This is a genomic window from Streptomyces sp. NPDC036815 (assembly GCF_055609205.1).
Genome location: NZ_JBVJPW010000010.1, coordinates 29961 through 43415 on the forward strand (window position 1 = coordinate 29961; position 13455 = coordinate 43415).

Consider the following 13455-nt stretch of genomic DNA (forward strand, 5'->3'; position numbering starts at 1 on the left):
GGCGCTGGAGCAGCCCGAACAGGCGTGGTCACCGGCGGTATCGTCGCCCCCGTCCGCCGGACCGACCCGGCACGCACGCGCACACGCGCAACACCCGGAGAACCAACACCCAGAGAACCGACACCCGGAGAACCGACACCCGGAGAACCCCACACGCTCGGCCCCGGACAGACGCCTCATCCAGTGACCGGTCGCACCGAACGCTCACCCCGTCTTCCCACCAGGAGTGACCAAGCATGCCAACCATCACCGAGCTCACCGAGCTCAGCGGCGAGTACGTCCTCGACACCGAAGGCACCCGGATCGGGTTCATCGGCAAGCACTCCGTGGGCCCCCAAGTACGCGGGGAATTCGAGGAGTTCGAGGGCGCCGCGCACCTCGACGGCGACACCCCCTCCAAGTCCGGCATCCAGCTCACGCTCCGGTCGCAGAGCCTCCAGACCCGCAACCGCTTCCGCGACGACCCGCTGCGCACCAAGTTCCTGGACGCGGCCAACCACCCCGTCATCACCTTCACCTCGACGGAGGTGGAGCACGTCGACGGCGCCCGCTTCCGGGTCACCGGCGACCTGACCCTGCGGGGTACGACGAAGCCGCTCACCCTCGACGTCGAGACGACCGGCGGCGAGCACGACGCGCAGGGCCGCCTCCGGGTCGGCTTCCGGGGCAGCGTCACCATCAACCGCAAGGACTGGGGCGCGAGCGCGAACGCCGTGGACACGATGATCGTCAGCTCGAAGGTGACGGTCGAGTTCGAGGTCGCGGCGGTCCGTCAGCCCTGAGCCACCCCTTCTCGTACGAAATCGTATGTGTGAGGTGTACGGGGCGGGGGACCTGGGAGGCAGGCACGGGCCCGGCAGCGTTCCTCTGGAGGGTCGGCCCGGCCAGGTTCCTCCGGTTCAGCAGAGAGCCGGGGGAGCCGTGTGTCGGCGCCCGTTCCGGCGCCGCTCTCGGTTTCCGTTCACACGATGCCGCCCTGCTCACAGACCCGCCGCGCGACCTCCCGCAGCTTCAGGTTGTTCTCCTGCGAGAAGCGCCGGAGTACGTCGAACGCCTCTTCCTCAGTGATGTGGTGACGGCCCATCAGGATGCCCATCGCCTCGCCGATGGAGTGCCGGGTGGCGACGGCCTGTTCCAGCTGGGCGTGCCCGCGGGCGCTGGAGAAGGCGACGGCGGCGTGCGAGGCGAGCAGCCAGCCCGCGACCTCGCTGGCCTCCGTGAAGGCGCCCGGGCGCCGGCAGTAGAGGTTGAGGGCGCCCAGGTCCTCGTCCTCGGTGAAGAGCAGGAACCCCATCATGCTGCCCACGCCGAGCGCGTGGGCGCGCGGGGCGTAGGCGGGCCAGCGGGAGTGCTCCTGCGCGAGGTCGGCGATCCGGAACACGCGCTCACCGTGCACCCGGCGGGCGACGTCGAAGCAGGGCCCCTCGCCCACCTCCTCCTGCAACAGATCGCTGTCGACGACGAGTTGCTCGGTGAACGCCAGCGTCTCCACCTTCTTGCCGCGCAGGACGAGGATCCCGGCCGCGTCGCAGCCGCTCACCAGCTCGACGGCGGACACGGAGATCTGCCGCAGCGTGGCGTCGACGGATTCCTGCGCCAGCAACTCCCGCGCCATGGAAGCCATCTGCAACGCGAACCCACGCCAGTCCATGACGCCCCGCCCTTCCCGTCCCCGGCCTCTTCGGCCAGCCTGCCATGGGCGGGGGCGGGAGGGGTGGGGCTTGGCGGACGGGGCCACTTTTCGGGTCGTACGACGGGTCCCGGCGACCGGGCGGCGTACCGTGGCGGCGTGGCAACCGACGATCTGGGGCGGACCCTCCGACGCCTGCGCCGTCTGGCCTCCCTGACTCAGGAAGAGCTGGCGGAGCGCTCCGACGTGAGCGTCGACGTGATCCGCCAGCTCGAACAGCGGCGCAAGCATTCGGCGCGGCTGCCCACGCTGCACGCTCTGGCCAACGGACTCGGCGTGGAGCTGACGACGCTTCTCGGCGACCCTCCCGCAGTCAGCTCGACCGGCGAGAACGACGGCCCCCGCTTCGTGGCGGTACGGCGCGCCGTCATGCCTGCGCTCTGGGGACCCGCGCCGGAGCCACCGGGCCCCGGTTTCTCCCCTGACCGCCTGCGTGAGCAGATCGCGGACGGCTGGACGCGGTACCACGCCGCCGAGTTCGACCCCGTGATGAAGGCGCTGCCCGACATGATCGCGGACGCGCGTTCAGCCACGGTCGCCGGCCACGACGCCGACCGGGGCGCCGGTTTCGCGGCGCTCGGCAAAGCTCTCCAGCTTGCCGGACACGTAGCCGTACGGATGGGGAAGACCGACCTCGCACTGATCAGCCTGGAGCGTGCCATAGAGGCGGCGGGTCAATCCCCGGACCCCCTGCTGCGCCCCATGATCGTCAACTCCGTCGCGTGGACGTACCAGCGACAAGGGCGCCTCGCCGACGCCATGAGCATCGCCCTGCACGCCGCCGCCGACATCAAGGAGCGCGGTCACACGGGAACCGCTGACGGCTTGAAGGTCTGGGGCGCGTTGACCATGTCCGCCGCCACGTCGGCCGCACGCAGCAACGACTACGCGCGGGCCGCCGAGTTGATGGAGAACGCCGAGGCCGAAGCCGCGCGTGTGGCCAGACTGCCGCAGGGCGGCGACAGCCGCATGGTCAGTGTCTTCAGTCCGTCTTCGGTACGGATCGAACGCGTGCGGCTGGCCGTCCAGTACGGGCGCCCCGAGCAGGCCCTGGCGCTCGCGAAGGGCATGCGGCTGAGCAAGGACGTCCCTCCGTCATGGCGAACGTGGCTGTTGCTGGACGTGGCCCGCGCTCACACCGACCTCGGTGACGCGGCGGGGGCGGTGAAGGCCCTGGAGTCCCTACACCGGGTCGCACCGACGTGGATGCAGCACCACACCTTGGCGGTGGCCATCGTCCGCGACCTGTGGGCACTGCCCAACCACCCGACCGGGCTGAGCTCGTTGGCCGGTTTCCTGGGCCTCAGCGAATGGTGTCAAGACCAGGCCTGCACTGGGTGGTGTGGCCCTGCACCATCCGCGACCACTGCCCCGTAGCGGCCGTCGCCGCCCTCGTCCGCGCCGACGCCGCTCACCCACTCCCACTAGGGTCGCCGGATGATTCGCACCATCGCATTCGACGTAGGTGAGACCCTCGTCCGCGACGACCGCCACTGGTCATCGTGGGCCGACTGGCTGCGCGTGCCCCGGCACACTGTGTCCGCGCTCGTCGGCGCTGTGGTCGCACAGGGGAAGGACAACGCCGAGGCGCTGCGCCTGGTCCAGCCGGACATCGACGTCGCAGCCGAGTACCGCGCCCGCGAGGAAGCAGGCTGCGGTGAATACCTCAATGAGAGCGACGTGTACGCCGACGTCCGCCCCGCGCTCGGCACACTCCGCGCCCACGGCGTCCGCGTCGTCATCGCGGGTAACCAAACCGCACGCGCAGGCGAGTTGTTGCACGCCCTCCGCCTACCCGCCGACCTGATCGCGACCTCTGGGGAGTGGGGCGTCGCCAAACCGTCTCCCGCGTTCTACGAACGGCTCATCGCCGAGGCCGGAGGGCCCGCCGAGGACATCCTCTACGTGGGTGACCACCCGCAGAACGACGTGTTCCCCGCGCGAGCGGCCGGGCTGCGCACCGCGCACCTGCGCCGGGGCCCGTGGGGGTACCTGTGGGCAGAGGCCCCCGAAGTGATCACAGCTGCGGACTACCGGATCAATTCGCTCATGGATCTGGTGAGCATCGCTACGGACTGATCGACAAGAATGCCCGCCCGCGAGTACAGACGAACTCAACCTCGCGACAGAGCGTTACCGCCCAGGTACGGTTCGAAGTGGAAGCCTCGAACTGGAGCGAGTATGCCCGCACTTGACGACGGACACGTAGGGCTCCGCATCGCTACCGCCCGTAAGGCGAAACGCCTGCGACAGGCCGACCTCGCCCGCAGTGCTTTCGTCTCTTTGGCCATGGTCAAAGCGATCGAGCGCGGCGCCCGCAGGCCTGGCGACGCCACGCTCGAAGCCATCGCGGCCGCGCTCGGCATGGATCCCACCCGACTCCTGTCCACCTTCACCGGCACCGAGCACCGCGTGCGTGCCGCGTTGTCCGCCCTGTCTGCGTGCATCGCCGCGTACGACGTGCCCCTCGCCCCACCGAGCCGCGGTCTCGACGAGCTGTCCCGGGCAGTTGACGCGGCGGTGAACTGGCGGCTTGCAGCACAGTACGGCCGAATCGCCCAGTACGCTCCGGCTCTCCTCGGCGACGCACTCGCCGCGTTTCACGCAGCTACGGATCGGCGGGCCGCGGCCCGTCTCCTCGTGTGTGCCGCGCGCTGCGCAGACGCGGTCGCCTACAAGTTCGGCGCCCACGACCTGTCCGCGCGTCTGATCGAACTCATGCGGTGGGCGGCACCACATGCGCAGGACCCACTCCTCACCGCGTCGGTGGCCTACGTGCGTACTGAAACGTTCTTCACCGCCCGCGCGCACACGGCCGGTGCCCGCGCACTGGAGACCGCGATCGACGAGGCACCAGCCGGTACCGGCACCGAGGCGATGGCGGCACGTGGTTCGCTCCACATGCGGGCCGCTGTCATCGCAGGTCGGGATGGCGATGTGAGCGCCGCGGACACTCACCTGGCAGAGGCGCGGCACCTGAGTGAACGCCTCCGTGAAGGCACCTACCTGGGCACCTCGTTCGGTCCGGAATCCGTCCGCGTCCACGAGCTTTCGGTGGCCGTGAGTCTGGGGAGCGACCACATCGGCCGTGCGTTCACGATCGCCCGGGGGTGGACCCCGTCCGACGACCTCCCGGCCGAGCGACGATCCGGGTCATGGATCGAGTTGTCCCGCGCACAGTTGTGGGGCCAGCGCTTCGACGACGCCTTCGAATCGCTGAAGGTGGCGCGCCTCATCGCTCCCCAGCACACCCGCGCTCACCCATGGGCGCGCGATACAGCCGCGACATTGATGCGCCTGAAGCGGGCGGACAAGGAGTCTCTGCACCACTTCGCCGGATGGCTCGGCGCTGTGTGACACAACCCGTTCCAGCGCCGGCGGAGGGATACACGGTGTATCCCTTACCGGCTCGCAGGGCGCCCATGATCTGTGCATCAACAGCGACAGGTCAGGGGCCGAGATGAGCGGTACACGAGTTGCGGATTGGCTGGCGCGCTCCCAGCAAGTCCCCGAGCAGGCCCGTCGGGAATGGACGGCCACCGGCGTCGCCCTCCTCCCGCTGGGGCAACGTTTCGACGCGGTCCGGCTGCCCGAGCGTCTCGTTCACGCGGCAGTACGCACCCCCGTCCCGCACGAGGTTGCCGCGCGGCTCGCCCGGCTCCTCGACGGACCCGTGATCTACGACGGACGGACGATGGGCGGCACGTACTACGCCCTGACGAGAAAGCGCCGCAAGGGCACTTGGCGCCACCAGGACAGCGCGGCCTGGCTGGGCGCCGGCACCTACCTCGGCGTACCGAAGCTCGCCCGCACGGAGCCGCCCGGCACGCACTGGACGGTGGCGCCCCGCTTCGAGGGAGACCTGTGCGAGCCCCTCGCCGTGGCCGCCCTCATCATCACCGGCCGGTCCGCCGACCAAGAGGCCGACCAAGAGGCCGACCAAGAGGCCGAGCAGGAGGTCGAGCAGGAGGCCGAGCAGTGAGCACCCCCACCCCGACCACCGCGGAACGCCGCGAACAGCTCACCTATCAGAGCTACCTCGCCCACCTCGACGCCTGCGCCCCCTGCCGGACGGAGGTGAACCCCTGCGCGGAAGGCGCTCGGATACGACGCGCTCTCCGAGCCGCGCGAACGGCCGCACACCGCGAAGCGGAAACTACGCCCTGAAGGCGACGCACGGGCCCGGCCCCGCCGAGGCCCGAAAACGACCTCGACCCCTGGTCAGATCGCTCTGACCAGGGGTCGATTCGTGGGCCGCGTGGGACTCGAACCCACAACCTACAGATTAAAAGTCTGCTGCTCTGCCAATTGAGCTAGCGGCCCGCCCGCCCAGCATAGCCGTACGGTCGCACTGCCCTCACAGGCTTGTCCGAGTCGGGCGCGCCCGGCCCCGCCCCGGTGACCCGGGCCTGGCCGCCGAGGACCGGGGCGCGGCCCGGACGAGCGACGGGCCAGCGACGGGCGAGCACCGCACGAGCACCGCACGAGCGCCGGTCGGCCGAGGCACACGCCGGGCCCCGCGCGCCACCCCTGAGCAACGAATTCAAGAATTGACAGTCGCGTGATGCCATGCCCTCGATCGCTCGGCAAAGGCGGCGATTTATTCAAGGGGCGAGAATCGACATGGAAATCGACAGGGAATCGACAGGGAATTGACAGGCCCCGTAGCGGCATGCCCTGGCTGACCTGCCAGAACCTTCGCATTAAAGGTCGTCAATGAATTGACAGGGACGCAATGCCATGCCCCCGCCACTCCACCAAAAAAGTCTCCAATTTTAATTGACACAGGCGCGGCGATTACCTACGGTCCAGGTGATTACCTACGGCCCATTCGACAGTTCTTGCCGACACCCACCCAAGGGAATTCATGACCACATCCCCAACCCTGCCGAAGTCCAGGCAACAGCTGATCCTCGTCGTCCTCATGGTGTGCTCGCTGCTGATCTGGCTGGACAACACCGTCCTGAGCACCGCCCTGGAGACCCTCGCCGACCCGGACCGCGGCCTCGACGCCGACCCCGCCGAACTGCAGTGGGCCACCGGCTCGTACACCCTGGCCTTCGCCACGCTGATGTTCACCGCCGGCGCCCTCGGCGACCGCTTCGGTCACCGGACCGTGCTCGTCGCGGGATTGGTCGTATTCGCCGGGTCCTCGATATGGGCGGCGTACGCGGGGGACGCGGGACAGCTGATTGCCGCGCGTGCCGCGATGGGCGTGGGCAGTGCGTTGATCATGCCCGGAAACATGGCGATCCTCATGTGGACCTTCACCGGTCCCGCGCGGTCGACCGCGGTCGCCATTTCCTCGACGGCCGCCGGTGTCGGAATGGCCGCGGGCCCGGTCCTCGCCGGGTTCCTTCTCGACCATTTCTGGTGGGGCTCGGTCTTCCTGGTCAATGTCCCGGTCGTGATCGTGGCGCTCATCGGAATCGCCGTACTGGTCCCGAATTTCCGCAGCCCCGTCCCGCGCCCGCTGGACGGCGCCGGAATGGTCCTTTCGATCACCGGGCTCGCCGCCCTCGCCTACGGACTGATCCGGGCCGGCCAGGTGGCCGCCTGGGGCCGTACGGACGTCTGGGCGCCGATCGCCGTCGGCACCGTCCTGCTGACCGCCTTCGTCCTGGTCGAACTGCGGATCAGGGTGCCCAGCTTCGACCCCCGGCTGCTCGCACAGCGCGCCTTCGGCGGCGGCAACGTCGCCCTCGGCCTGCTCCTCTTCGCTGTGACCGCCGTGACCTTCTACAACGCGTTCTACTTGCAGGGCGCGCGCGGCTACTCGCCGATGGAGGCGGGCCTGGCCAGCCTCCCGACCGCCGTCGGCGCGACCCTCGGAGCGCCCGTCGGCGCCCGTCTGGTGCGGCGCTGGTCGCTCCGTCGCGTCAGCGCACCGGCGCTCGTCGTGGCTGCGCTGACCATGGGCGCGTACGGGTTCCTCGGGCTGGAGACCCCGCTCCTGTGGATCGAGATCCTGGTGCTGATCCAGGGCCTGACCGTCGGCATGGTGCTCGGCCCGGTGACCGCCGCGCTGATCAGCTCCCTGCCGCTGGAGCGGGCCGGTGCCGGATCGGCCGTCACCAACACCGTGCGGCAGACCGGCAGCGTGATCGGCATCGCGGTCGGCGGCACGATCATGTCGATCGTCTACCGGCGCGCGATCGAGCCCTCGCTCGACGGCGTCCCCGAGTCGGTACGGGACCGGGCGCAGGTCTCGGCCGAACAGGCACGGCACGTCGCCACGGAGACCCACCGGCCCACCCTGGCGCACGCCGCCGATGACGCGTTCCTCCACGCCATGCACGTCGGCGCGGTCTGGATCACGCTCATCGCCCTCGGGGCAGCAGCGGTGCTCGTGTTCTCGCTGCGCCCCGGCGGGAAGCCGACGCTGGAGCGCGAGGAGCCGGTGCGGGAGCACGAGGAGCCGGACCACGTGAACCGGCCCCCGTACGAGGCCGGGCGGACAGGGCGGACAGCGTGAGCAACCGCTGCCCTCACGGCGGATCGAGAGGCTCCGAACCTTTCGTCCGCGCCCCGTCACGCGCCCGCGCCGCGTCCCGCGCCCGCGTCCGGGCGTGGTCCGGATCGAGGAACCAGTGCCGGGCCGACGCCAGCCACCAGACCGCCGCGAAGCCGAGGACGACGAGGACCGCGACCGGGGCGTAGTTGAAGGTCTCCCAGGTGACCGGAGAGACCTGCGGCAGCATGAACAGGACGGTGATCACGCCGACCCATCCCACCGCCACGACGCCGATCGGCCGCGACCAGCGGCCCAGGTGCCAGGGCCCGCGCTCGAACGCGTCGCCCTTGCGCAGCCGCAGCAGCGTCGGGATGACGTACGCGATGTAGAGCCCGATGACGGCGATGGACGTCACCGCTGCGTACGCCGTGACGTTGATCAGATACGGCAGACCGAGGACGAGCGCGCCGAGCACGGCCAGCCACACCGCCGCGACCGGGGTCCTCGTGCGCGGATCGACCGAGTGCCAGACGTGCGAGAAGGGCAGCGCGCCGTCCCGCGAAAAGGCGTAGATCATACGGGAGTTGGCGGTCACGGAGGCCATGCCGCAGAAGAGCTGCGCCCCGATGACGACGAGCAGAAGCAGCTTGCCGGTACTGGCTCCGAGCGCGTCGAGCAGAATCTGCGCGGGCGGCGCCCCCGTCGCCGACTCACGGGCCCCGTCGTACGACTGGATGGCGAACGTGAAGCCGAGCAGCAGCACGAACCCGGCGATCCAGGACGTCCAGATGGACCGCACGATGCCCTTGGGCCCGGCGGTGGACGCGTCGTGGGTCTCCTCGGTCATATGGGCGGAGGCGTCGTACCCGGTGAAGGTGTACTGGGCCATCAGCAGCCCGATGAGTGCCACGTACAGCCCGCTCCCCCACCCGGTGTTGTTGACGAACTCGGTGAAGACGAAGGACGCCGACCGGTGCGAGTCGGGCGAGAAGGCGAGCGCCCCGACGATCACGGCCACGCCGGCCACGTGCCACCACACGCTCACGCTGTTGAGCAGCCCCACGATCCGCACGCCGAAGGTGTTGAGCAGCCCGTGCAGCACGAGGATCGCGGCGAACAGCAGGATCGTCCGCTCCTCGGTGACCCGGAAGTCGAACTGCAGGTTCAGATAGACCCCGAGGAACGAGGCCGCACCGAAGTCGATCCCCGCGGTGACGGCGACCTGCCCGAGCACGTTGAACCACCCCGTGAACCAGGCCCACGCGGCCGCGGTCCGCGGCGGCGCGAGCCGGTGCGCCCAGAAGTACAGCCCGGCGGAGGTCGGATAGGCGGAACAGATCTCCGCCATGGCGAGCCCCACGACCAACGTCATCAGCCCGACCCCGACCCACCCCCAGGTGATCAGGGCGGGCCCCCCGGTGTTCATCCCGAACAGGTACATGGTGAGGCACCCGGAAAGCACCGAGATGATCGTGAACGAGACCGCGTAGTTCGAGAACGCGGACATCCGCCGCGCGAGAACCTGGGTGTAGCCGAGCTGAGCGAGCCGCTCCTCGTCCGCCCCCGCCCCGGTCGGCGGCGAGCCGGTCACTCCACGCGATTCTTTTGTCATGCCCCCAGCGATTCCCTCGCCGGGGGCATGACATGCGCCACGTCTGGCCAAATACCGCTCAACTCAGAAGCCAAGAGGGGTGTCGCGCACGGATAAGCCGAAGGGCCCGCACGACGCTGACGTCGTGCGGGCCCTTCGTTCAGGCAGAAGCGGCTAGAGATCAGCCGTTGCGCTTCCAGCGCGGCTTGTCGTCGCGGCGGCCGAAGGAGCCGGTGCCCGTGCCGGTGCCGGACGTGCCCGAGTTGCGGTTGTACGACGGGCGGTCGTGGCCGCCGGAGCGGAAGCCGCCCGAGGGACGGTCGTCGCGGCGGTCACGGTTGAACGGGCGGTCGCTGCCGCGGTGGCCGCCGGAGGGGCGGTCGTCGCGGCGGAAACCGGCGCCGCCGCCACGGTTGTCGTCACGGCGGTCACGGTTGAAGCCGCCACCGCGGTTGTCGTCGCGGCGGAAGCCACCACGCTCACCGCCACGGTCGTCACGACGCTCGAAAGAACGGCCGCCACGCTCGCCACCACGGTCGTCGCGACGGAAGCCGCCACCACGGTTGTCGCCGCCACGGCTGTCGTCACGACGGTCACGGTTGAAGCCGCCACCGCGGTTGTCGCCGCGGCGGTCCCGCTCGTAGTTGCCGCGGTCGTCGCGCTGCGGACGGCGGTTGTCGTACGAGGAGGAGCGCTCCTCGCGGGCCGGGCGCTCGGCGACGGGCTGCTCCGGGACCGACACGGCGGCCTCGACGACGGCCTCGGCGGCAGCGGCGGCCTCGGCGACCGCGGTCTCCGGGTCGTCACCGCGCTCGCGGGCGGCGCGCGCGATGAGGCGCTCGGCCTCCTCGCGCAGCTCGGTCGCGCGGCGGGTGGCGCGCTCCAGCTCCTTGGTGAGGTCCTTGACCTCACGCTCGGCCTGGGTCGCGGCGTTGCCCGCGGAGTCGGCCTGCACCTCGGTCATGGAGCGGGCGCCGGTGATCTCGGCGACCTCCGGGTCGAAGGTGCCGCCGCCGTTGATGATGTGGCGCGAGGCGTCGACGCCCGCGTCCTCCATGAGGCGGAAGATCTGGCGGCGCTGGTGCGGGAGGGAGAGCGAGACGACCGTGCCGCTGCGGCCCGCGCGGGCCGTACGGCCGGAGCGGTGCAGGTAGTCCTTGTGGTCGCCGGCCGGGTCCACGTTCAGGACCAGGTCGATGCCGTCGACGTGGATGCCGCGGGCGGCGACGTCGGTGGCGACGAGGGCGTTGACGTAGCCCTTCTTGAAGTCCTCGAGCACGCGGGTGCGGGCACCCTGCGTCATGCCGCCGTGCAGCGCGTCGGCCTTCACGCCGGAGTCGCAGAGCTGCTCGGCGATGCGGTCGGCGCCCAGCTGGGTGCGGACGAAGATGATCGTGCGGCCCTTGCGCGCGGCGATGGCGGCCGTGACGGGCGCCTTGTCGCGGGGCTTCACGATGAGGATGTGGTGCGTCATGGTCGTGACGTTGCCCTGGGCGCTGTCGACCTCGTGCGTCACCGGGTTGTTCAGGTAGCGCTTGACCAGCGTGGAGATCTCGTTCTCCATCGTGGCCGAGAACAGCATGCGCTGGCCGCCGCCGGGAACCTGGTCGAGCAGCTCGGTGACCTCGGGCAGGAAGCCCAGGTCGGACATCTGGTCGGCCTCGTCGAGGACGGCGATCTGGGTGTTCTCCAGGGAGCAGGCGCCGCGGTTGATGAGGTCGCGCAGTCGGCCCGGGGTGGCGACGAGGATGTCGACGCCGCGCTCCAGGGCGTAGATCTGGTTGCCCATCGACGTACCGCCGCAGACGACCTTCATCTTCAGGCCGAGCACGTCGCCGTAGGGCTGGAGGGCGTCCGCGACCTGCATCGCGAGCTCGCGGGTCGGGGTCAGGATGACGCCGCGGGGCTTCTTCTTCTCGGTGCGGCCGTCGGAGGCCAGCGTCGCCAGCATCGGCAGGCCGAAGGAGAGGGTCTTGCCGGAGCCGGTACGGCCGCGGCCGAGGATGTCCTTGCCGGCCAGGGCGTCCGGGATGGTCGCGGCCTGGATCGGGAAGGGCGTGGTGACGCCGTTCTGCGCGAGCTTGCGGACGATGCCCTCGGGCAGACCGAGGTCGCCGAAGGTGGCCTCGGGCTCGGCGTCGGCGTCAGGCTCGGCGTCGGCCTCGGCGTCCTCGGCCTGAGAGGCCTCGGGGGCGTCGGAGGCACCGGCGTCGGGGGTGACCTCGGTGACGTCCTGGGCCTCGGAGACCTCGACCTCGGCCGGCGCGACGACGGCCACTACGGCCTCCGTCTCGACGGACTCGACGGCCTCGACGATCTCGTTCTCGGGCAGGACGGCGTGGTCAGAATGAGAAATGGACATGCGAAATGCGAAACCTTCCGGAGTCTCGGCACGCGCCCGTCAACTCCGTGATTTCGCAATGGACCGCCTCGATGCGGTCAGCCACGGCAAGGGAGAGTACGCGCCACGCGGCGCTCTTCTGTGTCGGCGCCGGGCAAATGGGATCAAACGATCTACCACCATACGCACCCCCCACCCCAGATGGCAAACCGCCCCCTTTGGAGAGGCCGCGACCGACCTGCGGTACCGCCTCTGACCTGCGCAATTACTGAGGTCCCGCTACTGAGGTCCCGCCTCCGGCGAAGGCTCCCGCGCCGGGATCTCCGCGTTCCGCCGCTGCAGCTGCGCGTCCTGCCCCGACCCCTCGTGCGCCGACGAGGACGGCTCCGGAGTCGTCGGATCCGGCGTCGGGGTCGGGTCGGGCTTCGGCGGGGTCGGCGTCGCGCTTGTCCGGGTCGCGGTGGGTCTGGGCCGCGTCGGCGTGGGCTTGCCCGGCCCGCCCTGCTGCGGCTCCTTCGCCGGGGAGGACACCGAGGACGACTCCGCGGGCTCCGCGCCGTCCCCCGCACCGGACCCGCCCGAGTGCGACGAGCCGCCCTTCCCGTGGCCCTTCCCCCTGCCTTTGCCCTTCCCCCTGCCCTTCCCGCGGCCCTGCGCGTGCTCGCCCCCGTCCTCGGCGTCGTCACCCCGCCGCTCGGGGCCGCCGTCGGACGCCGCCGCCCCGCTGCGGTGCCCCGCGGACCGGTCGGGCCCGGGGGCCTTCCCGTCGTCACTGACGCTCATGCAGCCCGCTGTCGCCGCTACGGCCACCGCGACCGCGGCCCAACGGACGGGAACGTACAACTGGCGCACGGCCGAGCACCTCCTGAGGCGCTGAGAATCCAGACGCCCTGCCCAACTCCCGCGGCCCGCAAGAGGACACGGAGGTCCACCCCCGCCCGGCCCCGCCCCGCACACCAGGCCGGGGGCCCTCGCTCACCCGTACCCGAGCGCGTGCAACCGGGCGTCGTCGATCCCGAAATGGTGCGCCACCTCGTGCACCACCGTGATTTCTGTCTCGGCCACGGCCTCCTCGCGCGAGCCGCACATCCGCAGCGTCGGACCGCGGTAGATGGTGATGCGGTCCGGCAGGACACCCGCGTACCACTCGCCCCGGTCGGTCAGCGGCGTCCCCTCGTACAACCCGAGCAGCTCGGGATCGTCGGAGGGCGGCTCGTCCTCGACGAAGACGGCCACGTTGTCCATCAGCCGCGTCAATTCCGGCGGGATCCGGTCGAGCGCCTCGCCGACCAGTTCCTCGAACTCCTCGCGCGTCATCTCCAGCACTCCCCCATTGTCGGCCACGCCGCCGCCCCCGTCCCGGCATAGCCACCGCCCCA

The 13455-nt window shown here is 70.5% G+C and carries 11 protein-coding genes and 1 tRNA gene; 6 read left to right on the forward strand and 6 right to left on the reverse strand.

The window, feature by feature from the left end; all coding sequences use genetic code 11:
- Positions 1 to 236 precede the first annotated feature (236 nt).
- Positions 237 to 782, forward strand: a complete 546-nt coding sequence (locus ACZ69I_RS21060) for a YceI family protein (protein WP_467682873.1) — start codon at positions 237 to 239, stop codon at positions 780 to 782.
- Between the two features lie 179 nt (positions 783 to 961).
- On the opposite strand, the gene ACZ69I_RS21065 is transcribed toward ACZ69I_RS21060, so the two are convergent.
- Entirely contained in the window at positions 962 to 1651 is a 690-nt protein-coding gene (locus ACZ69I_RS21065; RefSeq protein ID WP_470833882.1) for a GAF and ANTAR domain-containing protein, read from the reverse strand.
- A gap of 138 nt (positions 1652 to 1789) precedes the next feature.
- Here ACZ69I_RS21065 and ACZ69I_RS21070 point away from each other — a divergent pair, with 138 nt between their 5' ends.
- From ACZ69I_RS21070 to ACZ69I_RS21085, 4 genes are all read left to right on the forward strand, one after another.
- Positions 1790 to 3067 (forward strand): helix-turn-helix domain-containing protein, encoded by a 1278-nt coding sequence (locus ACZ69I_RS21070; protein WP_470833883.1) that lies wholly within the window; start codon positions 1790 to 1792, stop codon positions 3065 to 3067.
- A 60-nt stretch (positions 3068 to 3127) separates the two neighbouring features.
- Positions 3128 to 3769, forward strand: a complete 642-nt coding sequence (locus tag ACZ69I_RS21075; RefSeq protein ID WP_470833884.1) for an HAD family hydrolase — start codon at positions 3128 to 3130, stop codon at positions 3767 to 3769.
- A 102-nt stretch (positions 3770 to 3871) separates the two neighbouring features.
- Entirely contained in the window at positions 3872 to 5047 is a 1176-nt protein-coding gene (locus tag ACZ69I_RS21080; protein ID WP_470833886.1) for a helix-turn-helix domain-containing protein, read from the forward strand.
- 103 nt (positions 5048 to 5150) lie between these two features.
- Positions 5151 to 5672 carry a hypothetical protein gene (locus ACZ69I_RS21085; RefSeq protein WP_470833887.1) on the forward strand — a complete coding sequence of 174 codons (522 nt, stop codon included), beginning with the start codon at positions 5151 to 5153 and terminating at the stop codon, positions 5670 to 5672.
- A 268-nt stretch (positions 5673 to 5940) separates the two neighbouring features.
- On the opposite strand, the gene ACZ69I_RS21090 is transcribed toward ACZ69I_RS21085, so the two are convergent.
- Positions 5941 to 6013 (reverse strand) — tRNA-Lys (locus ACZ69I_RS21090).
- 544 nt (positions 6014 to 6557) lie between these two features.
- Here ACZ69I_RS21090 and ACZ69I_RS21095 point away from each other — a divergent pair.
- A complete protein-coding gene (locus ACZ69I_RS21095; protein ID WP_470833888.1) occupies positions 6558 to 8165 on the forward strand; it encodes an MFS transporter in 1608 nt (535 codons plus the stop codon).
- 13 nt (positions 8166 to 8178) lie between these two features.
- Here the strand turns inward: ACZ69I_RS21095 and ACZ69I_RS21100 are convergent, their stop codons facing one another.
- The 4 genes from ACZ69I_RS21100 to ACZ69I_RS21115 form a co-directional block, all read right to left on the reverse strand.
- On the reverse strand, positions 8179 to 9756 hold the full coding sequence (locus tag ACZ69I_RS21100; RefSeq protein WP_470833889.1) for an amino acid permease: 1578 nt from the start codon (positions 9754 to 9756) through the stop codon (positions 8179 to 8181).
- 160 nt (positions 9757 to 9916) lie between these two features.
- Complete coding sequence (locus tag ACZ69I_RS21105; RefSeq protein ID WP_470833891.1) at positions 9917 to 12097, reverse strand: DEAD/DEAH box helicase; 2181 nt, start codon at positions 12095 to 12097, stop codon at positions 9917 to 9919.
- 258 nt (positions 12098 to 12355) lie between these two features.
- Positions 12356 to 12859 carry a hypothetical protein gene (locus tag ACZ69I_RS21110; RefSeq protein WP_470833893.1) on the reverse strand — a complete coding sequence of 168 codons (504 nt, stop codon included), beginning with the start codon at positions 12857 to 12859 and terminating at the stop codon, positions 12356 to 12358.
- A gap of 192 nt (positions 12860 to 13051) precedes the next feature.
- Complete coding sequence (locus tag ACZ69I_RS21115) at positions 13052 to 13402, reverse strand: metallopeptidase family protein (protein ID WP_361718370.1); 351 nt, start codon at positions 13400 to 13402, stop codon at positions 13052 to 13054.
- Positions 13403 to 13455 lie beyond the last annotated feature (53 nt).